This is a genomic window from Waterburya agarophytonicola KI4 (assembly GCF_020640915.1).
GTDB lineage: Bacteria > Cyanobacteriota > Cyanobacteriia > Cyanobacteriales > Xenococcaceae > Waterburya > Waterburya agarophytonicola.
In genome coordinates this window covers 35435-59760 of record NZ_JADWDC010000025.1, presented here as the reverse complement: position 1 = coordinate 59760, position 24326 = coordinate 35435, and the positions used below count along the sequence as shown (strand labels likewise).

The 24326-nt window shown below is 38.2% G+C and carries 24 protein-coding genes; 12 read left to right on the top strand and 12 right to left on the bottom strand.

Annotated elements, in window-relative coordinates:
• Positions 1 to 115 precede the first annotated feature (115 nt).
• The gene (locus I4641_RS11630; RefSeq protein ID WP_229640695.1) at positions 116 to 403 is read left to right on the top strand and encodes a helix-turn-helix domain-containing protein; all 288 of its coding nucleotides are present in this window, start codon (positions 116 to 118) and stop codon (positions 401 to 403) included.
• Positions 404 to 581: 178 nt separating this feature from the next.
• Here the strand turns inward: I4641_RS11630 and I4641_RS11625 are convergent, their stop codons facing one another.
• Positions 582 to 824, bottom strand: coding sequence for a hypothetical protein (locus tag I4641_RS11625; RefSeq protein ID WP_229640694.1), 243 nt, complete (start codon positions 822 to 824; stop codon positions 582 to 584).
• Between the two features lie 272 nt (positions 825 to 1096).
• On the bottom strand, positions 1097 to 1906 hold the full coding sequence (locus tag I4641_RS11620; protein WP_229640693.1) for a hypothetical protein: 810 nt from the start codon (positions 1904 to 1906) through the stop codon (positions 1097 to 1099).
• Between the two features lie 92 nt (positions 1907 to 1998).
• On the opposite strand from I4641_RS11620, the gene I4641_RS11615 reads away from it, so the two are divergent.
• Positions 1999 to 2136: a hypothetical protein gene (locus tag I4641_RS11615; RefSeq protein WP_229640692.1), complete on the top strand. Its 138-nt coding sequence runs from the start codon at positions 1999 to 2001 to the stop codon at positions 2134 to 2136.
• Positions 2088 to 2330 carry a DUF6399 domain-containing protein gene (locus I4641_RS24165; RefSeq protein WP_369426773.1) on the top strand — a complete coding sequence of 81 codons (243 nt, stop codon included), beginning with the start codon at positions 2088 to 2090 and terminating at the stop codon, positions 2328 to 2330. Before I4641_RS11615 ends, I4641_RS24165 begins: the two co-directional genes overlap by 49 nt.
• Here I4641_RS24165 and I4641_RS11610 read toward each other — a convergent pair.
• The 5 genes from I4641_RS11610 to I4641_RS11590 form a co-directional block, all read right to left on the bottom strand.
• On the bottom strand, positions 2286 to 2924 hold the full coding sequence (locus I4641_RS11610) for a hypothetical protein (protein ID WP_229640691.1): 639 nt from the start codon (positions 2922 to 2924) through the stop codon (positions 2286 to 2288). The genes I4641_RS24165 and I4641_RS11610 overlap by 45 nt on opposite strands.
• A gap of 148 nt (positions 2925 to 3072) precedes the next feature.
• On the bottom strand, positions 3073 to 4161 hold the full coding sequence (locus I4641_RS11605) for an acyl-CoA dehydrogenase family protein (protein WP_229640690.1): 1089 nt from the start codon (positions 4159 to 4161) through the stop codon (positions 3073 to 3075).
• Positions 4162 to 4164: 3 nt separating this feature from the next.
• Positions 4165 to 5751 carry a circadian clock protein KaiC gene (kaiC, locus tag I4641_RS11600; RefSeq protein WP_229640689.1) on the bottom strand — a complete coding sequence of 529 codons (1587 nt, stop codon included), beginning with the start codon at positions 5749 to 5751 and terminating at the stop codon, positions 4165 to 4167.
• 122 nt (positions 5752 to 5873) lie between these two features.
• A complete protein-coding gene (kaiB, locus tag I4641_RS11595) occupies positions 5874 to 6182 on the bottom strand; it encodes a circadian clock protein KaiB (protein WP_229640688.1) in 309 nt (102 codons plus the stop codon).
• Positions 6183 to 6256: 74 nt separating this feature from the next.
• Positions 6257 to 7234, bottom strand: a complete 978-nt coding sequence (locus tag I4641_RS11590) for a circadian clock protein KaiA (protein WP_229640687.1) — start codon at positions 7232 to 7234, stop codon at positions 6257 to 6259.
• A gap of 473 nt (positions 7235 to 7707) precedes the next feature.
• Here I4641_RS11590 and I4641_RS11585 point away from each other — a divergent pair, with 473 nt between their 5' ends.
• Complete coding sequence (locus I4641_RS11585) at positions 7708 to 9993, top strand: sensor histidine kinase (RefSeq protein ID WP_229640686.1); 2286 nt, start codon at positions 7708 to 7710, stop codon at positions 9991 to 9993.
• 28 nt (positions 9994 to 10021) lie between these two features.
• Here I4641_RS11585 and I4641_RS11580 read toward each other — a convergent pair whose 3' ends face one another.
• The gene (locus tag I4641_RS11580; RefSeq protein WP_229640685.1) at positions 10022 to 10894 is read right to left on the bottom strand and encodes a metallophosphoesterase; all 873 of its coding nucleotides are present in this window, start codon (positions 10892 to 10894) and stop codon (positions 10022 to 10024) included.
• An 80-nt stretch (positions 10895 to 10974) separates the two neighbouring features.
• Here I4641_RS11580 and I4641_RS11575 point away from each other — a divergent pair, with 80 nt between their 5' ends.
• The gene (locus I4641_RS11575) at positions 10975 to 11787 is read left to right on the top strand and encodes an SDR family oxidoreductase (protein ID WP_229640684.1); all 813 of its coding nucleotides are present in this window, start codon (positions 10975 to 10977) and stop codon (positions 11785 to 11787) included.
• A 34-nt stretch (positions 11788 to 11821) separates the two neighbouring features.
• On the opposite strand, the gene I4641_RS11570 is transcribed toward I4641_RS11575, so the two are convergent.
• The 4 genes from I4641_RS11570 to efp all read right to left on the bottom strand — a co-directional run bounded on the left by I4641_RS11570 (position 11822) and on the right by efp (position 14577).
• Positions 11822 to 12445, bottom strand: a complete 624-nt coding sequence (locus tag I4641_RS11570; RefSeq protein ID WP_229640683.1) for a GerMN domain-containing protein — start codon at positions 12443 to 12445, stop codon at positions 11822 to 11824.
• A gap of 92 nt (positions 12446 to 12537) precedes the next feature.
• Entirely contained in the window at positions 12538 to 13374 is an 837-nt protein-coding gene (locus I4641_RS11565) for an LmeA family phospholipid-binding protein (RefSeq protein ID WP_229640682.1), read from the bottom strand.
• A gap of 32 nt (positions 13375 to 13406) precedes the next feature.
• Positions 13407 to 13904, bottom strand: a complete 498-nt coding sequence (gene accB, locus I4641_RS11560; RefSeq protein WP_229640681.1) for an acetyl-CoA carboxylase biotin carboxyl carrier protein — start codon at positions 13902 to 13904, stop codon at positions 13407 to 13409.
• Between the two features lie 112 nt (positions 13905 to 14016).
• Positions 14017 to 14577: an elongation factor P gene (gene efp, locus I4641_RS11555; protein WP_229640680.1), complete on the bottom strand. Its 561-nt coding sequence runs from the start codon at positions 14575 to 14577 to the stop codon at positions 14017 to 14019.
• 210 nt (positions 14578 to 14787) lie between these two features.
• On the opposite strand from efp, the gene I4641_RS11550 reads away from it, so the two are divergent.
• From I4641_RS11550 to folE, 7 genes are all read left to right on the top strand, one after another.
• On the top strand, positions 14788 to 15909 hold the full coding sequence (locus I4641_RS11550) for a peptidylprolyl isomerase (RefSeq protein WP_229640679.1): 1122 nt from the start codon (positions 14788 to 14790) through the stop codon (positions 15907 to 15909).
• Between the two features lie 69 nt (positions 15910 to 15978).
• Positions 15979 to 16980: a thiamine-phosphate kinase gene (gene thiL, locus I4641_RS11545; RefSeq protein WP_229640678.1), complete on the top strand. Its 1002-nt coding sequence runs from the start codon at positions 15979 to 15981 to the stop codon at positions 16978 to 16980.
• 235 nt (positions 16981 to 17215) lie between these two features.
• Complete coding sequence (locus I4641_RS11540; RefSeq protein WP_229640677.1) at positions 17216 to 19192, top strand: GAF domain-containing sensor histidine kinase; 1977 nt, start codon at positions 17216 to 17218, stop codon at positions 19190 to 19192.
• Positions 19193 to 19285: 93 nt separating this feature from the next.
• On the top strand, positions 19286 to 20986 hold the full coding sequence (locus tag I4641_RS11535) for an ABC1 kinase family protein (protein ID WP_229640676.1): 1701 nt from the start codon (positions 19286 to 19288) through the stop codon (positions 20984 to 20986).
• A 177-nt stretch (positions 20987 to 21163) separates the two neighbouring features.
• The gene (accA, locus tag I4641_RS11530) at positions 21164 to 22147 is read left to right on the top strand and encodes an acetyl-CoA carboxylase carboxyl transferase subunit alpha (RefSeq protein WP_229640675.1); all 984 of its coding nucleotides are present in this window, start codon (positions 21164 to 21166) and stop codon (positions 22145 to 22147) included.
• 352 nt (positions 22148 to 22499) lie between these two features.
• Positions 22500 to 23234 (top strand): SDR family oxidoreductase, encoded by a 735-nt coding sequence (locus tag I4641_RS11525; protein WP_229640674.1) that lies wholly within the window; start codon positions 22500 to 22502, stop codon positions 23232 to 23234.
• Between the two features lie 61 nt (positions 23235 to 23295).
• Positions 23296 to 24027, top strand: coding sequence for a GTP cyclohydrolase I FolE (gene folE, locus I4641_RS11520; RefSeq protein ID WP_229640673.1), 732 nt, complete (start codon positions 23296 to 23298; stop codon positions 24025 to 24027).
• The last annotated feature ends 299 nt before the right edge of the window (positions 24028 to 24326 follow it).

Here is a 24326-nt window from a genome sequence, read left to right as displayed (position 1 = left end):
ACACTTATCGTTGGCGGGTTGAAGACTATCATAAAATTTTGAAGTCTGGATGTCATACTAAATCCTGTTCTCAAAACCCATTTACAATACAAGAAATAGCAAGTTTGGGAAACAGATGCCTAGAAAAGCTTATTTAGCCAACTATTACAGTAGTGAAGAATTAAAACACAAATATTTAAAAAGTCAAGATTCAGTAGAATCAAGAAGATGGCATTTATTGTGGAAAATATCTTTAGGTTGGTCAATTAAAAATAGTGCGATCGCTATTGGAATTAACTATGATTATGGCAAGGAAATAGTTAGAAGATATAACAATACAGGAGAAGAAGGACAGGAGAAGAAGGAATTAAGAATCAAAAAAACAAAAAGCGAAAACAATCGGGAGGAAGAAAAGCTTTATTAACAAAACAACAACTATTGAAAAAAGTCTGGTCAAAGATTGGAGTCAGACCAATAGCAAGAGTTCAACATCGCTATGAATGGTTGTATGTATATGGATTTGTGAACCCAAAAACGGGAGAAACTTTATGGTACTTGATTCCTAGAGTCAATACTAATGGGTGTGGTCAAAAGTAGTTGGTTTAACAGGCGATCGCCATCCAAAAATCATGCCACCAATTATTGGCTCGAATAATTCTCAGAGCCAACATTGGATTCACATTGTCTGGATGCCAGGTCGCACCTGGAATTTTTAATCTTTTTTGAGGGATATAGCGATGAGCACTTTCAACTTCTCCTGAGCCAATAGGAAGACCCAAAGAGCGATATTTATCGTAATGAATAGAGTTTTCGAATCGTTTTAAATACTTGGATAGATTAACCACAGTGTTTTGTTCTTTGACTGACCATTTTTTTAAATGGCTCAAAACTTTCTTAACCCGACCATGATTAATGAGGGAGAGTATACAATCAAGCCAAATAGAACGCTCTTTTCCTTTCAAATCTAAAACATCAGCAGTGTCATGAAGGTGGTGTTTTAGATGCGGCAGGTCAAGAATAAATTGAAAATGGTCAAATTTAGCTTCAAGAGCTTCTTTTAAGCCATTGCCTCCATCAGCGATTCCATAGACTAGAGTATAAGTTGATAATCCTCGATCTACAGCCGTACTAGGTCGTGTTTGACGACTTCTGGATATTGTCCCATTAAAGCAATAAATGTTCGTTGCTTTTTCGACTCGACGGGACGAGCAAAACCAACTCTCACTTCACGCCAATCCCTTGCTCGCTGACGTTTTTTGATTTTTCGTGTTGGAGTTAATTCTTCGGTTTTCTTGGTGACAGAAATACCTGTGGGAACATGACAACCATCCAATTCGACCAGAATTCGATTCCAACCAGTTCTTTTTTTTGGTGCAGTAAGATTCTCAAAGGTTTTGGATAACATCTCTAGTCTTTGTTCTACATAAGTTAGAGCAAGCTTCCCAATATGTTCTACTTTTCGTCTGATTTTGCTTCGTTGTATTTGCCAGCCATAGTGTTCTTCAAAACGTTGAGCGGCTTGTCCAAATGATTCTTCCGCTCCAAAATCGGTCAAAATTCTAGTGAGTGATTTTGAGAAGTCACGATGTTTGATTCCTAACTTGTCTTGAACAGGACGGTTTCCTTTATGTTCTTGTTTGTTCCATAGATAAGGAGAATCTAGTTCAACAACACCAAAAATTACTGAATATTCAGCCTTCAAACGACGATGAATTACTGAACCTGTCTTTTTCTTTTCTTTTATTGCTTGCTCTGCCTCTGCATTTAATAATAGCGACATTACTTTTAACCCCATTATCCGTAACAGCTCGCCTACAAATCCATCTAATTGACTTACCGAATCAGATAAATCTATTTCTCGTTCTTGAATAGCTGACGATAGCTGTTGACTCAGATGTTGGATAATATCGGTGTAATCTTGATTCATGGCAATATCTTTTGACAGTTTTTCCTCTCATCAAAACATTGCCATCTTGCTGCCTAATCTCGCTCGATGGTTCAGGATAAAACCCGAATTAGATGGTTAAAGCTAAACAGCGATCGCCTGTTGAACCAACTACTTTTGACCACACCCTTCTTCATCTGCCGTGGAAGGACGTAATGGATATCTGTCTCAAATTCATCATAACCGACGAGGATTATCCTCTACACGATTAAAAGTCGCCACGGTTATTCATAACTTTGCTTTAAAAAGAAATGATGGCACTACTGCTGCATCAAGACTCTTTGGTCAGCATTTTCCTGACTTGTTTGAATATCTTGTTGAAAACATTGGTGAATTACCTCAACCCAGAAAGTCGAGAAAATCATCCAATCCCAAAACTTTTACCCTGCCTACTGTCCCGTCTTAAGTTGGTTGCCGGTTTTGGGGTATATTCTGTTGCCGAGACAAAAAGCGGAATTACCAAATCTTTGTATCCCGCAACTAGGATTTTTCCCTCCTCGCCAATGGCGTGTACTTTGCCAATAAAACTATTTTGCTCTTTTAATTCTTGGAGTAGATTGTGTTGTCTTTTATAAGGGGCAAAACCCTTTGGCTGTTGCCAAGGTTCTAAAACCTGAATCGAGCTTACTTTGATATGTACCTGAGGACTAGAATTGGTAATAATATTTCCTCCCACACAAACTAAATCATGACGATTGATTTTCTTCAGGGTGTCGATTGTTTCAAGGTTTTCAGCAAGTAAAGAAAATTCACGATGATTAAAAAAGTTATCTGGTTCGCGTACGGACATGACAAACATTTGCGAGGAGGCTGCTGCACCATGAATTCTGACAATTAACCCCGTATTGTTTAATTCTTGGGATAACTGCGTCATTTCTAATCCCCGATAAGCTTCTAGATTGTAAACGCAAGCAGTGGCACTAGATTTTGCTACCTTTGGCACAATGAAACCAACTATAGATAAACAAATCAACAAAGCATATAAATATTTTTTAGCCATCAATAAATTACTAATAAATTGCCAAAACGCGATCGAGTATATATTAACGGGACTTAAACAAAAATCAAGCCCAAACAAAGCCCAAACTGGATTTTTTGTTTTAAACTTGTTTCAGTCCCATGAGAAAGATTTGAAAATAAAAGATCGACTATCCGCTATCAAACATCAACAATTTTTTTAGACTAACTTCCATCACATCAGTAGTTTGTCCTGAAACGCTAAATAATAATGCCTCGCGATACACTCTGGCTGCACTAGAATTAAAGTAATTGGCTGCACCACCAGAAGCAATTACTGCTGCTTGGCTACAGCGTTGGGCTAAATTAACTACATCCCTACGGAGTTGAAGCTTTTGCTCGTAAGATGTTGTCTTTTGGGAAATTAGCGCGATCGCTCGTTCTTCGGATTGCTTTACTGCTAAATTAAGAGTCTGCCAAGATTCGTGTAAAAAACCTAGTTGTTTCTTTTCGGCTAAAGATAATAGGATATCTAAACCAGCATAGGCACAGCCAATAGAATACCACCCATGATTGAGAATATTACGGCGACTGCTTTGATGAATCGATCCTGTTGGCTTAATACTGACTACCTGAGAACTATCCATCCACCATCGATCAATTTTGGCACTGACGGTATTGGTAGAAGCGATCGCCATCAAATCCATTGGCGGGCTGATACTTATGCCACCCCCTCGATCTTGAAGTTGGTTTTGCAAAGGTAATATGCCGTAAATCTCTCTACCATCGGGCAAAGTTGCACCCAAAATAAAACTACTAAAGAAACTATAGCCAGTTATCCAAGGTACTTCCCCTGTTATCTCGTAACCTTGAGTGGTTTCTTTAGCCGATACCATTGGTATTCCCTGGCGACGTAAATGAGAAAAACCAACTCCGATCAATATTTTTCCTGTCCCCATATAAGGTAAATACTTTTGCTGAAGAGAAGTATTTTCACTATTGGCTAGCATTATTGCCGCACTTTGATGCTGGGTTTGCAAGAAAGTCAAAGCACCAGAAAATCTGGCTAATTTAATCTGCAAACGACGATATTCTAATTCGCTTAAACCCCTCCCGCTCAACTTTTGAGAAACTTTTAAAGTTAGCAAAGAGCGATCGCTCATGCCTTGTAAAGCTTTGGCTAAAGCCTGGGGAGAGCGATCTATTTCGTTAGCAAAAGGTTTTATCTCCTTTTTGAGCCAAGATTCTATAGCTAGATTAGTATGAAGCCAATCCTCCATAACTTATTCTTCATCTTTAAAATCGAGATTTATATCTTTCACGTTACGAGCAATTCTCGACAATTCGTTTTTCTCGTTGAAGGATACGCGAGATGGAGAACCACTAATGATACCTTCGTAATTGCGGAACGATTCTTTAATAAAGGGAATTTCTGGTGCATCAGAACTAATTATATATTCCCTGATACCTTTATCGTGCCACGAGCCACGCATTTTAAATACGTTCATCGCTCTAGACATCTCTCCACGAATTTCTACATATTGCAAAAGAATAATTGTATCTGTGATCGTAGAGATATGGGATTCTGTAATTGAATTTGCTCCCAAGAATTGATCCGTGGTATTGGTAAAGAAACCCGTGATTTCTTCTTGTTTGGCATAACCAGTTACCCCAATGACAAATTGACGAAAAGCATTATTTGTCACTCCCCTGGCTAAAGCCGACAGGGAATCGATCGCAATGCGAGAAGGTTTGAAATCTGTAATCTCTGATTTGATCATTTGCAAATGATCTTCCAATCCTGCTGATTCGGGATAGCAACAAAGCAACTTGAGTAAGCCTTTACGCTCCATTTCTTCAAAATCTACTCCCCAGGAAGAAGCATTACGAGACAATTGCGCTCTCGATTCTTCATAGGCAAACAAAACCGCTCTTTCTCCCTGACGACAGCCTTCTTCTAAAAACTTACTCACCAACAGAGTCTTACCCGTACCCGTTGCTCCCGTAGCTAAGATAATCGAATCTTTAAAGAAACCCCCTCCGCATAGTTTATCCAGAGTTTTAACTCCAGAAGAACGACGCACATTAGACGAACGTTGAGTAAGACGCATCGCTCCCAGGGGAAAAATATTGATCCCGTCATTGGTAATGGTAAAGGGATATTCTCCCTTCATGTGAGTCGTCCCTCGTAGCTTAAGGATTTCAATAGTGCGACGACGACGTTCTCCTTCTAAGACATTACGAATAATAATTACGTTATCAGAAACAAATTCTTCCACGCCAAAGCGAGCAATTTGACCGTATTCCTGGACTCTTTCGGTAGTTAGGATAGAAGTTACCTCTAGCTGCTTGAGACGAGCTACTAGGCGAAAGATTTCGCGTCTGACGACAGAAGCTGCATCGTACTGTTGAAAGACTGCCGTTACCGAATCAATTGAAACTAATTTTGCTTTATATTTGCGAATGGCGTATTGAATGCGCTCGATCAGCGCGGATAGATCGAAATTTCCTACTACTTCTTGACCTTCAGGATCGGGGGAAGCATCTAAAATGAATAGTTTTCCGCGATCGATTAAATCTTGTAAATCCCAGCCAAAGCTACAGGCATTTTCAATAATGTCTTTGGGTGATTCTTCAAAAGTGACAAAGATACCAGGACAATCAAAAAATTTAATTCCCAGATAGAGAAATTGAACTGCAAGCAGAGTTTTACCCGTACCCGATGTCCCACTGACTAAAGTGGTTCTACCAATGGGCAAACCGCCATGAGTGATTTCGTCAAATCCTTCAATCATGGTGCGTGTCTTACGAACGCCTTTATTTGCTAGAGCAGGTTGTTGTGGCTGATTATTAGGATTTAGTTCGTTCATCTAAAACTTAGGTGGAAAAATCAGATCCCTTACCACTAAACATTGGTTAAGGTGATTTTGTAGGTCAGTATAATATTTTACGACATACTTAATCTATTTATTTATAAGTTTGAAATTTTTGCTTATAGTTCTCGTTCGCGTATTTCTTCATATAATAAGTCCAAACCAATCAAAACTTTTTCGCGATCGCTGAGATCTCCAATGATTTTGCGTACGGGAGGTGGTAAAACTTTCGACAAAGTTGGAGTCGCTAAAATTTTATCTTCTTCTGCCAATTGAGGATTTTTTAAAACATCAATTACTTTTAGAGCATATACTCCTTGAAAATCTTTTTCCAGAATATTTTTTAAAGTTTTCAAAGCTCTAACTGAGTTCGGCGTATTTCCTGCTACGTACAACTTTAGTATGTAGGTTTTTCTGAATTGATCCATAATATTTATTAATAACTTTATTTCTTGTGTAGTAGTAACTAGTAACTATAAAAAAATTTAATAAACTGTACCGTTTATTCTACTCCAAACAGTAATTTCAAAGAGATATCTTCCCCAGGAATAGAGCGACGATACATTTCACACAAATGAGCAATTACATCAATCAAAGCCAGACGATAATCTAGGAGAATATCATCATTTCGACCTTCTAGCCTTAGCTGATGAGAAAATTCATCAATTAAATCCATATGTATTTCTAAGATCTGGGAAGTAGAAACATCAGCAAAAAAAGCGCGATCGACAAATTCATCAATTAGTTGGTTAATTTCCGAATTGTCCTCAAAGTAATTAAGTAAAATAGTACGGTAACTCAAACTTAATTTATTTAATAGTTTTGTTTGTTCTTGAGAAGATAAATTGCGATAAAAATCTTGAACATTTCTTTTGTAATAGACCCCCAAATAACCAAGTCTTTCTTTTATTTTGTTAGTCAATCTCCGCTGCTGAGTAATCAAAGAGCTGGTCGCTCCTTGTTCCAAATCTGGCTGACTACCTTCTGGAAAATCATCAACTTTAGAATTGGGTGTCAAACTGATAAATTTAGTAATAGCTAAATTTATATAAGAGCTAATTTCTTTTAACTGAGTTGGATACAAACAAATTTCTGCTTGATGATAAATAATGTTACTGTCATCAATATGACAAAAGGATATCTCAGATTCTCGCTCTTGAAGATTCTCGATCTCGCTGGGTTGATCTGTTTCGACAATTACTATGGGAAACAACATTTTTGATTGCCATAGTTGCTCTAGAGTATTTCCGAGCTTAGAATTATTGACCAGCACAATACAGTCTATCTGCTCTTTATGGTCGGTTGTAAAATTTACCAGTTCCTCCGTCAAGCTAAAACATTTTAATTCATAGCGATCGCTATTCAATAGTTGAGCCACAGACTGAGTAAATTGGGGTTGGGTAGAAAATAAACAAATCTGTAATTTAGTCGACACAGAGCCACAATTGGAAGAAAAATGCTGGTTTTGATAATCTGACATTGCTAGATTAAATTTTACTTGACGGCTGCTAGTGTCTTCTAATCAATAGTCAACAGTAGGTACGGACGATTGCACTTTACCCAAGCAAGGAGCGATCGTCTCGAATTCTCTTTGATAACTGAGACAGGATTTAGATTGCTACCATCTGATAACAATCATATAACGCTGGCTTATACCTAAATATACATTAATTAAAAGTTAACATTTATTGCGCCTGTTTGCGAATTGTAATTCAACCAGGTTTATAACTACAGTTGATTTCCATAATGAAAGACAATAGTACCGATACCTATAGAATTTTTATCTTGTGGGATTTTAATATAATTACCAAAAGAAGTATTTAATTGATTTATTCAACTAAATCAATCACAAACCTAGCGACGATCGATTAAGTTAAAATCCCTTCATAAGACGGCAAACCAAGATACAATCATTGGTGGAGTTGGCTTTTGGAGACAAAAACCAGAGAATCCATGTTTAGTTCCGATCTTACGTTAAATGAATTCGCTTGTGCTATTGCAATCTGCCAACCAGAAGCAGATTTGGGTAGTATTCTGCGTATTTTTCATCAAACAAACTGTCATTCTTTAGCAATACCTGGGAAAAATAATACTTGGAGTACAATTAGCTCTCAAAATTTGCTGGTTCTACTAGCTAAATCTTGGCAAAAACTCCCTGTAGCAATGGTAAGTCATCCCAAAAAGACTCCTCATCAAAGAAATTTGGCTTTCAATACAATTGAAGATTTTCATTATCTGATTGAACCTGCAATTATTTGCCAAGGGGATACTAGATTAGAGGACTTTTTGCAATTTTTACATAATGATTCTCTCCATAGGAATCAAGATAAATATTTGATTGTCAATGCAGCGGGAAAATTACAAGGAAAACTAGATAAAGATAAGTTACTGAGATATTTGGCATCTAGATTCGATCGATACACTACGAGTCCTCGACTATCAAATTCGTCAATTTCTTTATTAGATTTATTAGATAATCTCTCATTACCCCTCAAAATAGAAACTGCTGAAAACAAAGACTATTATCTCAATCAATGTTGGCAAAAATTAATTTCTCATAATCGCGAAAAACATTTACCTCAATCGCCAAAATCAAATATTTCTATTGCTAATTGGTGGATAGAAAAACAATTTGATGCACTTCAACAAAATAGTGGAGAACAACACGAACAAATAAATAGCGCGGATGACTTTTGTTGTTTGGGAGATAAATACTATTCCCCAGATCGATCTGATTGTTTCTGGAAAAAAACTAATCTAGCTGATTCAAACAGAGAAACTTCAAAGCTACAACAACCCGTTATTGAATATGTTGATAATCTAGCAATATCTTGTCTGATAGACAACTTACAACACAAATCTGTCGCCAACTGTTCCTTCAAGATCGAACGGGGAATAGAATGGAACTATATCAAAATTCCTTTAACATTAAATAAACGGCATTTAGAGACAGCAACAACCTTAAATTGGTTAGTGTTAGGGATAAAATCATCATTATTAGAATCTGGCGATAGCCAACGCGCAAATTCTGTTCCTGCTGCTAAAACATCAACAATAGATAACTTATTGTCAAGCATTAGCCACGAACTAAAATCTCCCCTAACGGGTATTATCGGTTTATCTAAGTTGCTCAATAGTGAAAAACTAGGAAGACTCAATCAGCGTCAAGCCCATTATTCCCAGTTGATTTATAACAGCGGACAAAAGCTAATCTCAATTGTTAACAGTTTAATCGAGCTTACTAATTTAACCGCAGGAAATTTAGAACCAAAATTAGAAAAGATCGATCTAGAATCTTTGTGTCGTCAGGTTTATCAGCAAATAATAACTAAGGTTGAACTAGTAGAACCTAGGGAATCAAATTTAGCGATTGTAACTTCAAAACTAGAGTTAAATATAGAACCTGGATGGAAAAAAGCGATCGCCGATAGATCTCGCTTGTCTAGTATTTTGACTCATTTATTGTGGGAAACTTTCGAGTTTATCGAAGGAACTTCTTGTGCGATCGAGATTAAAATCCAGCAAAAATCTGAACTAATAGCCATTACGGTAGGTAATAATCTAGCTGATATTTCCGTCTCCTCTGAATCAACCCAAAGTACAGATTCATTTAATTCGGGGGTTGGCTTAAACTTAATTATCGCCAAATATCTAGCAGAAACAATTCAAGGAAATATTAATAGTATTTATTCGGCAAATAATAATTGTGCGTTTACCGTACTATTACCCATAGCTAATCCTGAAGCAGATATTTTAGCTGCAAAATCCCATCTCCCTCAAACGATTAAAGATAACGTCCCCAAAAATCTTACTGTTTTATGTCTTTATCCCGAACCAGAAGTTATCGATCGCGCGGTAGGGAATAATAGTGCTTTAGATTTTAATCTCAAAGATTGGGCAGAACAACATTGGTCGAACAACAGTCAACCCCAGTCTTATTATCGACATCGTATTATTGAAGCTGATGGTTTGGAACAAGCCCATACCCTGGCTCGTATCTGGCAATTAGATGTCATAGTATTAGATGGTTATCAAATAGCCCATCCCGATTTATATTTGCGATCGCTCCAAGAGTCTAAATATCTGTCAGCCTTACCTTTAATTACCCTAGACACCAAAACAACCGAAGCCGCAAATCAAATTGAAGGTTTGAACGTCTATCCTTGTTTGCTCCCTGCCAAATGTCGTAGTATTAAAGACTTGATGCAGGTCATTCAAATTGCCACAGGAGTTGAATAACTAATAACTAATAACTAATAACTAATAACTAATAACTAGTGCTATGAAGAGTAAAGACAGTAATTTCAGGACGACTATTAAAGCGAAAAGATAAGCCTGTCATTCCTAAACCACGATTGGTATATTCCAGAGTATCTTCGACTCGATTTAGACCGATAAAATATTTTCTCCCTCCAGGTGGTAATACCAGAGGATCGAAGAAAGGAAGACGAATTTGACCCCCGTGGGAATGTCCTGATAGCTGAAGGTCAAACTTGTACGTTTTGGCACTTGTTTCGATGTAATCTGGTTCGTGAACTAGTAATATTGCGGGGGTACTATCTGGTAGTCGTTCGATTACTCTCTCTAAATCGGGTTGACCCCAATAGGGATCGTCAATTCCTGCAATAGCCAATTTTTCGCTCCCTCGTTTGATAACATAAACTTGATTGTCTAAATTATTAATGTTACTTTTTTTAAGGGTTTTTTTGAGTCGATTGGTTTGTTTTCCCCAATGGTCGTGATTGCCTAAAACGGAAAAAGTACCATCTTTAGATACTAGTTTGCTTAGATTTTCCCTTAGTTTTTTAGCATCAAAAGATCTTCGTTTAGTAATAATATCTCCTGTAATTGCGATCGCATCTGAATTTTGCTGATTTACTAGTTCAATAATTTTATTTAGTCTTTGATCTGGCATAAATTGACTGGTATGCAGATCGCTAATCTGGACTATTTTGAAATCATTAAATGCTGGACTTAAATTAGGAATTGTTAAATTTATCGGTACAATCTCAATCCAATTGGGTTCTATCTTTGAACTATAAATATATAAATTAACTAATAATATTAATATTGCTACCGTAATTTTACTTATCCATTTTCTTATGGTTTTAAATAAATTGGGATAACGTATCGCTACCATAAATGAAATTTTAAAATAAGAAAAAATACTTTTCTATATTAATCTTGATTTATAAGTTTTGACATTAGCAATTAGCAATTATGAAACACGCAATCGTTACAGGTGGATCTAGTGGTATTGGCAAAGCTACTGCCAAATTATTAGCACAACGGGGTGCAAATATTTCTTTGATTGCTCGCGATCGCTCTAAACTAGTCCTAGCCCAAAAAGAAATACAGGCACTGACTATCAATCCTCAACAACAAATATTAATTTTTGTCGCAGATGTCTCTCAACGGCAACAAATCACAACTGCAATTCAGAATGCGATCGCGAACCTAGGAACCCCAGAACTATTAATTACTTCCGCAGGAATCGCTCATCCTGGCTATTTTGAGGAAATTCCCCTGGAAGTTTTTGAAAAGACTATGGCAGTCAATTATTTTGGTTCTCTATACGCCATCAAAGCAGCCTTACCCGCTATGGAAGAAGCAGGGATGGGGAAGATAGTCTTAATTTCTTCTGGGGCGGGTCTAATCGGCATCTATGGTTATACAGCTTATTGCCCTTCCAAATTTGCTCTTAGAGGATTAGCAGAGTCCTTACGAGGCGAGCTTAAACCAAAGGGAGTGGGAGTCGCCATTGTTTATCCTCCCGACACTGATACTCCTCAACTAGCAGCAGAAAGCAAAATCAAACCCCCCGAAACCAAAAACATTACGGCTACGGCTAAAGTTTGGTCTGCCGAAGCTGTAGCGATCGAAATCCTTCGGGGAATAGATCGAGGGCGTTTTGCGATCGCCCCAGGAACAGAATTAACTTGGTTGAATCGACTACATAGTCCCCTGGCACCCTTATTAAATTGGTACTTCGATCGCATTGTTAAGCAAACTAATTCAATCTCTTCTAAATAGAGACTATAAAATCTTTTATTTAATAACTGATAACTTAGAGGGTAAAGTTATTCTTAAAATCCTCTCTAGTCATTGGTTGATTAATTATCAATCCTTCTTCTCCAAGCTTTTCCAATGGCTTACCTTCGATGTTAATCCAAACGCGATCGCCATTGCTAGAACTGGTAGCGGTATAAATAACCTGTGCCAATCTGCTGGTCATAGAAGCACTTCCACCACCACTGGCAAATTCTTTAGATAGATTTAGCTTAATTCCTCTATCGTCTATGGTGACTCCCAATAACTTAGTCCCTGGAGGAATAGCTGTAGTGTGAGCCGAATCTTCAGGTGGATTGGTCAAAAGAGTTTCTAATGCTGTTTCCAAGACGCGCTCGGATTTAATCGACTTCTGAAAAGTCATGGTATTGGCAGCCAATTTAACGCTATCATCGCTCGGATTGAGCCAATAGACCTCAACTACTTTGTCTTGGGTAATCGGTTTGGGTACAGTGGGAAGATCTTCTTGAACTATAGGAGAAGGATCGGACTGAGTTACCTGAGGTGGGTCGTTGAGAGATGATTTTGCCCACCAAGCAGCACCGCCTCCCGCAGCCAAGATGAGTCCTGTAATTGCTGCTACTACAGGAATGGAAAAACGATTTTTGTTATTATCCTGCATGGATTATGCTCCTGCTTAAGAAAAATTAGGTAGAGAAATAAAAATAAAAAGTCTTAATAAATTAATACTTCTTTAATCTACTGTGAAGACAATCAAGGGTTTTTTGTTTCCAGTTTAAAAAAACTAGCCAACTCTACTTTGTCCTCATCGATCTCTAATTGTAAGATACGCGCTAAAATTCCGTCTCGTGACAACGAACCTAAATCTAGGCGATCGCTAATGCCGATGGCAAAACCGTTTAATAAGCGAGGGGACATAGGACGACCGTTAACAGTACCCTGAGGTTCTATCAAGGCAATCGTCTTACCATTAACAACCCGAACTCCTAACTCCAACTCCATGACCAATTCTCTAGATCTCGAAGTTCCAGAATGGCGATCGGTTTCAAAAGCACTACGGGATCTACTCAGTTTAAATTTTACTCCCAGTCGATTTTGGGGACGTAATTCCAACTTAAGATCGAGTAACTTATAGGCAATGTTGGTAGAACCAGCTTTACTGATGATGAGACGATTGAGAATTTTTTGGATTCTATCTAAAATTAAGGGGGATTTTAAGGCACGATTGAGATCGACTTCAGTTAAAACCAGTCTCACCGCACCTTGGAAGGGTCGATTTAATGATCGCCTTAATTCATCAATACTGTCGAGATTTAATCGTTTGAGATTGAGGTCTACTCGATCTGTTTCCAACTCCAAGGCTTCTATTCTCAGATCGGGCTTGATTTTTGAACCCCTGGTAGCAATTCTAACTTTTTGTAGTTTTCCTCCAGCAACTGCATAATTAGGGCTATTGTCTATCCTAATTTTTTGCTCCTCCAAACTAATTATCTGAGAGCGAATTCTACTAGCTGCAACGCTATCGGCAATTATGCCTCCACTAGATGCTAAAGACAACAATCCCGATAATACAATTGTCAGAACTTCCATTAGTTATTTATCTGGTTTTTGGCTATGAAGTGTCAGGCAGGATTAATTCTCATCAAAACTTGTCCGAACTCAACTGGTTCGCCATTTTCTACTGAGATTTCCATAATTTGTCCCACCACTTCTCCCTCAATTTCATTCATCAACTTCATTGCTTCAATGATACATACAGTATCGCCTTTGTTAATGCGATCGCCAACTGCGACAAAAGGGTCTTCGTCTGGAGCTGGAGCAGAATAAAATGTTCCGACCATGGGAGAAGTAATATCTACCCATTTTCTATCATCAACTGCTGGAGTCGAGGTCGATTCGGGGGGTTCGTTAGTCACCGCTACGGGAGTCTGTACTGCTGTGGGAACAGTTGTTTCCACAACGGTTGGAGTAGTCGATGTTGTCAATTGTGGAACAGCAACTACTCCTGTTTCCTTGCGTACAGTTAATTCAAAATCATCATTTTTGAGAATCAACTCCGTGATGTCGGTTTGAGAGATCGCCCCTAGCAAGTCCTGGAGTTCTTGGAAATTTATAGACACAAACTATACAACCGTAATTCTAGTAATTTTAAAATCTCTCTAAGATAGTTATGTCCGATGACATTTATCATAGAGAGGGAGTGATTGATTTAAACAGAGTAGAAATTAGCGGTCAATTTTCTCTACCTAAATAAGAACCGTCACGAGTATCAACTTTAATTTTTTCACCAATGGAAATAAACAAAGGAACCATTACCTGCGCTCCAGTTTCCACAGTAGCGGGTTTAGTTCCTCCCGTAGCAGTATCGCCTTTGACTCCAGGATCGGTATCGGTAATTTCTAAAACTACCGAAGTAGGTAGTTCTACTTCTAAAACTCTCTCATCCCAAAAGATGACGTTGACTTCCATTTCTTCCTTAAGAAAATTAGTACGATCGCCTAAACTCTCAATATTCATACGAGTCTCTTCATAGGTTTGCATATCCATAAAGACATATTCATCGCCGTCTTTATAGGTATACTGCATATTACGCTTTTCCAAATTTGCCTGGGGTACAGTTTCACCAGCGCGGAAAGTTTTTTCTACTGTGTTTCCTGACTGGACATTTTTGAGTTTTGTTCTCACGAAAGCAGAACCCTTACCTGGTTTTACGTGAAGGAACTCTACTACTCGCCAAACAGAGCCATCAAGCTCGACAGTAACCCCTGTGCGAAAGTCATTACTAGAAATCATGAAGCTAAAAATATGTGCTTAGAGATCGACATTTAATTGTACCTGATGAGGGCTGCACCGAAAAAGTGCCAAGTTTTGCATCTTTTACAAGTCAAGAATTTATGGTCTTTAGTGGTAAGGAAATGTTGACAAGAGAGAGCGAATACTAAGAACATACACCTTAGTAGGTTTGGTTATTTCTCCGTCCGCACTGCGATCGGGATACAATTTATGAATACGAAAAAAAATATACTTTTAAAACGATGCCAGCTTTGGTTAGCTAACCGAGCTTTAACCTCGGTCATAGCTTTGACAATTTTTACTAGTAGCTTATTAGGTTGGCAACCTCAAGCATCGGCTATTCTAGCTCAAGGAGATGCTGTTACTGACCCTAGAGCTATTCTTCAATATTCGTTACCAATAGAAAACGATTCTGTTAGAAAACTTCAAAAAAGCTTAGAAGATATTTCCAATCAACTGCGGGGCAAACGTTGGAAAAATATCGGTAAAGATCTCAACGAGGCAAATTCTGTCTTGGGTTATGGTCGTGATAAACTTTTAGCCAGTATTCCCGAAGATAGTCAACCTCAAGCAGAAGTCCTAATACAACGCTTGACTGAAGGAATTGAAGAAATCCGAGAAATTATCGACAATAAAGACCGCGAAGGTACTTACCTTAAAAGAAGAGAACTACTCGATCTAGTCGGCGATCTCGAACAGTTGATGGTGACTGATTTTCCTTTTGAAGTACCAGAGGAATATAGCTATCTACCACAACTTTTGGGTCGAGCTACAGTAGAGATGAAAACCAATAAGGGAGATCTGACTGTGGTCGTTGATGGTTATAGCGCGCCCATTAATGGTGGTAATTTTATCGATTTAGTCAATCGTGGCTTCTATGATGGCTTGGACTTCAATCGTGCTGAAGACTTCTATATCCTGCAAGCTGGCGATCCCCCTGGAGAAGCTGATGGTTTCATCGATCCTAAAACTAAGGAATATCGAGCTATTCCCATGGAAGTGCTAGTAAAAGGCGACGATCTGCCCGTTTATGGCGAAACTTTAGAAGAACTGGGTCGTTATTTGGATGTACCTGCAATTCCGTTTAATGCTTATGGTGCAATGGCTTTAGCCCGTCCTGCTGACGATCCTAATGGAGGATCTTCACAATTTTTCTTCTTTAAATTTGATACAGAAATTACTCCTCCTGGTTATAACTTAATGGACGGTCGTTATTCTGTCTTTGGTTATTTAATTGAAGGTAAAGAAGTCTTAGAAGAATTAACTGCGGGCGATCGCATTATTTCTGCCAAGGTAGTCGATGGAATTGATAATTTGCAAGAACCAAGTTAGTCATTACTGATTACTGATGGTGGGCAATACTCAATTAGTTGCCCACCCTAAAAACTACAAGCCAAGAAAATGGGCGATAAATCTCTTTTAGTTAAAGATTTGGGAGAACGGGGTTTATTAGAAAGGTTGCAACGTTATTGTCCAGTAGATGTAGTAGGAGATGATGGGGCAATTTTAACTACCGATCCCCATAAATCTCTGGTGGTTACTACGGATGTCTTGGTGGATGGAGTTCATTTTAGCGATCGCACTACCTCTCCATACGATGTGGGTTGGCGCGCTACAGCTGCTAATTTATCGGATTTGGCTGCTATGGGGGCGACTCCTTTAGGAATTACTGTCGGTTTATCTTTGCCAGGAGATAAAGAGGTCGATTGGGTAGAAGAAATTTATCGGGGGATTGATGGCTGTTTAAATTTATATCCCACACCCCTTGTCGGTGGGGATATCTGCCGTTCTACTGTTACTACTATCGCTATTACTGCTTTTGGGGAAGTAAGCCCTCAAAAAGCCCTGCTTCGTTCCTCTGCACGCCCTGGAGATGCGATCTTGGTTACTGGCTTGCATGGTTTGTCTCGTGGCGGATTGGAGTTATTACTCCATCCCAACCAGGAAAATAATTTAGAGCCAATCGAATTTCAAAGGTTAATTAAAGCGCATCAAAGACCCTTACCTAGATTAGATGTCCTACCGTATTTAACTCAAATTCCCGATAGTATTGCAATTGCGGGAATGGATAGTAGTGATGGACTAGCAGATGCTGTTATTCAAATATGTGAAAATAGTAATGTGGGAGCAATAATTAATCTGACTAATTTAAAAGTTTTTTCGGGATTAATAAAATTAGTAGGATTAGAACAAGCCCAAGAGTATTTGCTCTATGGAGGAGAAGATTTTGAATTGGTTTTATGCCTTCCTCAAAATCATGCTTTATTATTAGTTGAAAAATTGGGAAATGATGCCAAAATTATCGGTAAAATCACTGATGGCAAAGAAATCAAAATTGCTCTACAGGAATCTCCAGATCTCGAAAAAACATTAAATATAAATAAAGGATTTAGACATTTTTGATTATTATAAGTAATCCTAAAATGCAGTTATTTAATCAATTAATTGATCGCACCAATTATGAATTATCGCTCCTTATTTTTGACCGAAAACTAGAAAGCATTTTGTCAGAAAAACCATTACCCTGGTAAAAAAATATTAAAAATGGGAATGCTAATTCTGAAGAGAAAAAGTTTTGGACTGCTAAAGAGGCAATCCTTATTTCCTCTTTAGCAGGGAATAAGTCATAAAATTTGTGATGAATCAACCCAATAGGTATTTTTTTCAATCGTCACCAGCCGTAATCCCCAATCTGACTATGGAACAGCGAGATTCGTCTAGCACCATGCAACACTCAATCCAGATTGAGCAGATGGTTAGCAATATTCTGCAAATTATTTTAAAAAGTCAGAATTGCGATCGTATTTTGTCAGATGTGGCAAGTCAAGTTGGCAACTTATTGTCGGCGGATATCTGTGTGATAGTATCCGCTACAGATAATCAACCCAATAAAATTAATTATTGGTGCAAAGAACAAGATTCTGGGTTACTTCCAAAGGAGGTTATAGATTACTTAACAAATTTATCCTTAATTGATGGCGTTCTCAGTCAAGTCCAAAACCTACTCTCAGAAAGATTTCCCACTCAAACATTGCTGGGAGTAGAAACTCAAACTCAGTATCAAATTAACGGTTTAATCTTATTATTCAAGTCTAGCGCTGCTCAATGGACTAACTCCGAACAAGAAATATTAACCCACATTTCAGATTCAATGGCGATCGCAATTTCTCAAACTAAACTCCAACAACAAGCACGTACTAAAAATAAACATCAGTCTTTACTAAGAAATTTGAGTCGAGAGATCGCTCATATTTCTCATCCTGACTTGTTATTTAAAAATTGTTTGACCCAGATCTGCAATACTTTGCAGTTAGATCGGGGAATGGTTTTAATGTTGAAATATCAAAATCCTCTACAAGCCAAAAATCGACGCGGGAATAAATCTATTCGGGGAACAGTAGAAATTGCTTGTGAATATTCGGCTGAGAGGGATAGTTTGGATTCTCAGACTAAAAAGTTTTTCAGTTTTAGTCATTCCGATCTTTGTCAACAGGCTTGGCAAACTGCACCGCAATATTTGTGCTTTGAATCTGATACCAAGTTTCCCGATCTAGTAGCTGAAAATATACCCGATTCGATTCAAACTAAGGGTTCTGCTTTATTGATGATGCCTTTAATGGGCAAAAAGAACAGCGAAACATCTCCTGCCGTAGTTTGGGGATTTTTAGTTTTACAACATGACTCGTTTCATTCTTGGTCGGAAGATGAATTAGATTTGATCGACTGGATCAGCGTCCAAGTTAGCACGGCGATCGTTCATCATCAAACTTTGAATCAAGTACAGTCAATTGTTGAAGAACGTACCGCTCAATTAAAATGGAGTCTCGACGTTCAGGCAAAACTCTCAGAAAAAATGCGCCACAACATCGAACGATTGCAGAAATTAAATCAGTTGAAAGATGATTTCATGAGCAGTATGAGTCATGAGTTGAAAACTCCTCTAACCAGCATGAAAATGGCGATCATGATGTTGCGTCAAGCGCAGATTTCTCCCGATATGAAAGAGAAATATCTCAATATCTTAGAACAAGAATGGAATCGAGAATATAGCTTAATCAAAGACTTATTAACTCTCCAAGAAGTAGAGTCAGGAGAACTAACCTATACTCCCCAAGAACTCAATCTCAATCACACTATTGATAATTTAGCCCGAGCTTTTCAAGAGAAATGGCACGTAAATAAAGGTATTAGTCTAGAAACTAAAATTTCTGAGTCCGATCTGATAATTAATACAGATGTAGATAGTTTGACCCATATTCTCAATGAATTACTTTTAAACGCTGGTAAATATTCGGCAGTCGATACTATCATTGAGCTGAACATCGAAAGTCAAGCCACATTAAAAGGCAAAAATATTGTCATTAAAATTGCCAATCTTGGCGCGGGAATTACTCCAGAAGAACTACCTCATATTTTTGATAAATTTAGAAGGGGACAAGGAGTTACCGACCGCGCCGTACCGGGAACAGGTTTAGGGCTAGCTTTGGTACAGTATTTAGTAGAACACCTAAACGGTAAAATTGATGTTACCAGCGAGCCTTTAGATTGCGATTCAGAGATCTTTGCCACAACTTTTGTGCTTAAATTACCCCAATTTCAACCAGCAATTAGTTAATCTGGTAGAAAAGTATTTAATCATAGGTGATGGCTGAAATCGATCGCTTTAAATTAATCCAATTCTCAAGTAGATCGATTCTCTGATATTTTTATGAAATGGCCTCAAAACAAAAAGCTCGTAAATCAAAGTTTACCTCGATTATCTCCAGGTGGCTCTTCTTATTCGCCATTTTTACGCCAGTTGAAAATTTTTGGCATTACTTTGAAACTGATATTTTCTCTATGGTGGGATAAAAATTTAGGCAATAATTCTTCTCGTAGAAGACATCGTTTGGCGAAATGGTTGGTTAAAAATATTTTGGAATTAGGGCCAACCTTTATTAAAATCGGACAGGCTTTATCTACCCGTGCCGATCTTATTCCCATTGAATATATTGAAGAATTTAGTCAATTACAAGACAGAGTACCGCCCTTTGGTTCGGATTTGGCGATCGCTGCCATCGAGCAAGAATTGGGTAAACCGATTTCAATATTGTTTGCCCAATTTAATCCCACTCCCATTGCAGCAGCCAGTTTGGGACAGGTTCACAAAGCGAGATTGCATACGGGAGAAGATGTTGTCGTCAAAGTTCAGCGTCCTGGTTTAGCGAAGTTATTCAATCTTGATTTTGAGATTTTGCATCGTTTGGTGAGATGGCTGAATCGTTTTATTAAAAGTATTAGAAAATTTAATTTAGAAGCAATCTATCGAGAATTTTTTGAACTTTTATATTTAGAAATTGACTATATTCATGAAGGGAAGAATGCCGATCGCTTTAGAGATAATTTTCAAAGTTATCAAAGGGTAAATGTGCCAAAAGTTTATTGGCAATATACTACCTCTAAGATTTTAACTTTAGAATACTTACCAGGAATAAAAATAGACGATCGCCTAGCATTAGAAGCTAATAAAATTGATACTCAAGAAGTGATTCAGTTGGGTATTACCTGCTATTTGAAACAGCTTTTAGAAGATGGTTTTTTTCAATCAGATCCCCATCCTGGCAACATGGCAGTCAGCCAACGGGGAGATATTATTTTTTATGATTTTGGCACGATGGCAGAAGTCAAAACTATTGCCAAAGACCAAATGGTAAAAACCTTTTTTGCTGTCTTAAAAAATGATACCGATGAAGTAGTAGAAACTCTTATTTACATGGGTTTAATCGAACCCGTGGCGGATATGACTCCCGTCAAGCGCATGATTGCCTTTATGCTAGAGGAATTTCGCGATAAACCAGTCGACGTTAGAGCCTTTGAACAAATAACCGACGAAGTTTATTCGATTTTTGAACAACAGCCATTTCGTCTTCCTCCTCAGATGACTTTTATCGTTAAGTCTTTAACTACTCTCGATGGTATTGCGCGGGCTTTAGATCCTCAATACAATTTACTCGCAGCAGCCCAACCTTTTCTCAAACAAATTGCTTTTTCTCAACAACAAGGGGGAATGTTGGGAGTTTTTGCCAAACAAACCAAAGACTTTATTCAATATAAATTTAAGCAACCAAACCGCACCCAACTATCAATTATGCGCCTCGAATCTAGATTAGATTTAGGGGAATTACAAGTCAAAGTTAAGGCAGTTGAAAGCGAGCGTTCGTTAAAGCAAATTCAGTTGGGAATTAAAAGTTTAATTTATACTTGTTTATCGGGTTTTAGTTTGCTATCTGGCTCGGTATTATTAGTCGGACAACTCAAAGGTGTCGCGATCGCATTGTTTTGTTTTGCGATTTTTTGGTTTATTTTATTACTCCGTTCTTTAACTAGTATGGCGATGACTGAAAAAATGTATAAAATGGCTCAGAAATAAATTTTTCTAATTAACCCTTTCCCTGCATCAGAATATAAGCGATCGCGATATTGATTTGCCAATCAGTAACCATATACTGTATTCAAAACGACAAAATTTCCTAAAAGACACCAAATAGCAGATAATATTATGCGGGGATTACGATTGAATAGAGAACTTATCCGCAAGCCATAAGCCATGTCCAAAACTAAGAAAAAAACCTTCTTACTAGATTTTGAAAAGCCTCTTTGCGAGCTAGAATCGAGAATCGACCAGATCAAAACCCTAGCAGAAGAAAATCAAGTAGATGTCTCCGCAGAAATATCTCAACTTGAAATTAGGGCGGATCAGCTACGGCAAGAAATATTTAGTACCCTCACCCCTGGTCAAAGGCTACAATTAGCTCGTCATCCCCGTCGTCCTAGCACTTTAGACTACGTTCAGGCTATAAGCGACGAGTGGCTAGAATTACATGGCGATCGCGGTGGTTATGACGATCCTGCTTTGGTTGGAGGCGTAGCTCGCATTGATGGTCGTCCAGTGGTGATTATGGGACACCAAAAAGGCAGAGATACCAAAGATAATGTGGCGCGCAATTTTGGTATGGCTTTTCCTGGAGGCTACCGTAAAGCACTAAGGCTGATGGAACACGCCAATAAATTCGATCTGCCCATTTTAACCTTTATCGATACTCCTGGGGCATGGTCTGGGGTAGAGGCGGAGAAATTGGGACAAGGAGAAGCGATCGCCTATAACCTCAAAAAGATGTTTAGTTTTGACGTGCCAATTATCTGTACTGTAATCGGGGAAGGTGGTTCTGGTGGGGCATTGGGTATTGGCGTAGCCGATCGTTTATTAATGTTAGAACATTCGGTTTATACCGTTGCTAGCCCCGAAGCTTGTGCTGCAATTTTATGGAAAGATGCCAAAAAAAGCGATCGCGCAGCAGCAGCTTTGAAAATTACTTCTTGGGATTTAAAAGAACTAGGTATAATCGATGGCATTATCTCCGAACCTAGCAGTGGGGCGCACGCCAATCCTGTTGATGCGGCAGTAAAACTCAAACAAGCTATTTGGAAAAACTTAGAAGAACTGTGGCAAATGACTCCTCAACAAAGAAAAGAACTACGCTACCAAAAATTCCGCAATATGGGACGGTTTGAAATCGTCGAAGCTCAGTAATCGATATCTTATTTCCTTAACTGACCAATCACTAATGCTATAATTGCTAAGGCAACATTTTGTTACATTAATTTTAATGTAGCGTTGCCGACAAATTTACTGGTTAGTTAATGCTCTACCATTTAGAGCTACAAATACTGGTAATCAGCAACAGCATATTCAAGTCAAACAAACACTTGCAGTATTTTATATTCAGTATCATCAATGGTAAAAATATTCACCAATCTAACACTACTTTGATGAACAATAAAATTATTTCTATGGATGCAGTTTCTAGCTGAATTCTAGATTACCCCTGCGAGCGTACAATTTCATAATAAGAGCAAGTTTGGGAAACCATAACAAACAAATAATGAATCCACCTTCAAATCAACTACGAGCAATAGTGACAGGTGCAAGTAGTGGTATTGGAAAAGCAACTGCTTTAGCCTTTGCTAAATCTGGTATTGAAGTTGCTTTAGTGAGTCGTTCTATGGTCAAATTAAAAACCGTAGCTGATGAAATAGAAGCTTTAGGAACTTCAGGAAAGGTAAAAATCTACTCTCTAGATTTAGAAATATTAGATAGAGTTCGACAACAAATTAGTGATATTTGTCTTGATTTTGGCTCAATCGATATTTTGGTCAACAACGCAGGGATGGGTTACACCAATTCTTTACATCAGACTTCTTTAGAAGATTGGCAGAGAGTGCTAAATCTCAACTTAACGAGTGCATTTCAATGCATTCAGGGAGTATTGCCCCAGATGCGCGATCGCAAATCAGGAACAATCGTTAATGTTGCTTCTATTGCTGCTTTTAATGCTTTTCCCAATTGGGGTATATACGGTGTGAGTAAGGCAGCTTTGGTTGCTTTGAGCAAGGCTTTGTCGGTGGAAGAGAGAGAACATGGTATCCGTACTGTGACTATCTCTCCAGGTTCGGTTAATACCCCTATTTGGGACACAGATACCGTACAAGCAGATTTTAATCGGTCAGCAATGTTGACCCCAGAAATTGTTGCCCAATCTATACTCCATGCAGCTTTACTACCCCAAGAGGCGGTAGTAGAAGAGATGATCGTTATGCCCAATGGAGGGGCTTTGTAAATAACGTTAATCGACAAAATATAACAGCAAGAGGACAGAGTTTTACTCACATTAAAACATTATGACAATAGTTTCTTCTAACGGTTCTAGCCGTTCTGAATCTTTAAATGGCAATAGTAATAGTTCAAATCCACTCAAATCTACTTTACTAGATCAAGTCGCTAGCAGACCCGATCGCAATACTCACAATGGTAAAGAAGCCCAGATTAAAGCAACTTCTGAAGCTGCTAAAGAGAAAATGATGGAAGCCGTTTACACTATGCTAGAGTCGGTGGGCGAAGATCCAGAGAGAGAAGGATTGCTGAAGACTCCCAAGCGAGTTGCTGAAGCGATGGAATATCTAACGAGTGGCTACAACCAGTCTTTAGAAGATCTTGTTAATGGAGCTATCTTTGACGAGGGACATAACGAAATGGTTTTGGTTAGAGATATTAATTTCTTTAGTCTCTGCGAACACCATATGTTGCCTTTCATGGGTAGAGCCCACGTAGCTTATATTCCCAATCAAAAGGTAGTAGGCTTAAGTAAGTTAGCTCGTATCGTGGAAATGTACGCTCGCCGTCTACAAGTACAAGAACGTCTGACTCGCCAAATTGCCGAAGCAGTACAAGAAATTTTGGAACCTCAAGGGGTCGCTGTGGTAATGGAAGCCAGTCATATGTGTATGTCCATGCGTGGAGTACAAAAACCTGGTTCTTGGACTGTTACTAGTGCTATGATTGGCTCTTTCCAAGACGATCAAAAGACTCGCGAAGAGTTCTTGAATCTGATTCGTCATCAGCCTAACTTTTAATTAGCTAGCTCGATCGATTAGTTGCGATAGAAGATGACAACAAGTTGCAGTATATTATCTAGCTGCTAAAAAATTACCATAGATTTAAAGATGGCGAGTAGATTCTACTCGTCATTTTTGATAAATTTTTTCCTAAAACCTTGGTAAATTAATTTAAGTTGATAATCAGATTATAGTTAAAAATACTAGCTCTCTTTACTAAAATAAGATTGATTTTTGGAGTTAGAGCAAAGCCTGACAAGATCTTACATATAATTCACCTAATCAGCTATATTATTTAAGCTTTTAACATTTTGATA

Bases quoted from the DNA above. Each gene is read 5' to 3' on its own strand.
- I4641_RS11585 (WP_229640686.1), top strand. From the start codon at position 7,708: ATGTTTAGTTCCGATCTTACGTTAAATGAATTCGCTTGTGCTATTGCA.
- I4641_RS11610 (WP_229640691.1), bottom strand. From the start codon at position 2,924: ATGGCTAAAAAATATTTATATGCTTTGTTGATTTGTTTATCTATAGTT.
- I4641_RS11570 (WP_229640683.1), bottom strand. From the start codon at position 12,445: ATGCAGGATAATAACAAAAATCGTTTTTCCATTCCTGTAGTAGCAGCA.
- kaiB (WP_229640688.1), bottom strand. From the start codon at position 6,182: ATGGATCAATTCAGAAAAACCTACATACTAAAGTTGTACGTAGCAGGA.
- I4641_RS11605 (WP_229640690.1), bottom strand. From the start codon at position 4,161: ATGGAGGATTGGCTTCATACTAATCTAGCTATAGAATCTTGGCTCAAA.
- accA (WP_229640675.1), top strand. From the start codon at position 21,164: ATGTCCAAAACTAAGAAAAAAACCTTCTTACTAGATTTTGAAAAGCCT.
- I4641_RS11630 (WP_229640695.1), top strand. From the start codon at position 116: ATGCCTAGAAAAGCTTATTTAGCCAACTATTACAGTAGTGAAGAATTA.
- I4641_RS11580 (WP_229640685.1), bottom strand. From the start codon at position 10,894: ATGGTAGCGATACGTTATCCCAATTTATTTAAAACCATAAGAAAATGG.
- kaiC (WP_229640689.1), bottom strand. From the start codon at position 5,751: ATGAACGAACTAAATCCTAATAATCAGCCACAACAACCTGCTCTAGCA.
- I4641_RS11540 (WP_229640677.1), top strand. From the start codon at position 17,216: ATGAATCAACCCAATAGGTATTTTTTTCAATCGTCACCAGCCGTAATC.
- thiL (WP_229640678.1), top strand. From the start codon at position 15,979: ATGGGCGATAAATCTCTTTTAGTTAAAGATTTGGGAGAACGGGGTTTA.
- I4641_RS11525 (WP_229640674.1), top strand. From the start codon at position 22,500: ATGAATCCACCTTCAAATCAACTACGAGCAATAGTGACAGGTGCAAGT.
- I4641_RS11550 (WP_229640679.1), top strand. From the start codon at position 14,788: ATGAATACGAAAAAAAATATACTTTTAAAACGATGCCAGCTTTGGTTA.
- folE (WP_229640673.1), top strand. From the start codon at position 23,296: ATGACAATAGTTTCTTCTAACGGTTCTAGCCGTTCTGAATCTTTAAAT.
- I4641_RS11535 (WP_229640676.1), top strand. From the start codon at position 19,286: ATGAAATGGCCTCAAAACAAAAAGCTCGTAAATCAAAGTTTACCTCGA.
- I4641_RS11575 (WP_229640684.1), top strand. From the start codon at position 10,975: ATGAAACACGCAATCGTTACAGGTGGATCTAGTGGTATTGGCAAAGCT.
- I4641_RS11565 (WP_229640682.1), bottom strand. From the start codon at position 13,374: ATGGAAGTTCTGACAATTGTATTATCGGGATTGTTGTCTTTAGCATCT.
- efp (WP_229640680.1), bottom strand. From the start codon at position 14,577: ATGATTTCTAGTAATGACTTTCGCACAGGGGTTACTGTCGAGCTTGAT.
- I4641_RS11615 (WP_229640692.1), top strand. From the start codon at position 1,999: ATGGTTAAAGCTAAACAGCGATCGCCTGTTGAACCAACTACTTTTGAC.
- I4641_RS11620 (WP_229640693.1), bottom strand. From the start codon at position 1,906: ATGAATCAAGATTACACCGATATTATCCAACATCTGAGTCAACAGCTA.
- I4641_RS11590 (WP_229640687.1), bottom strand. From the start codon at position 7,234: ATGTCAGATTATCAAAACCAGCATTTTTCTTCCAATTGTGGCTCTGTG.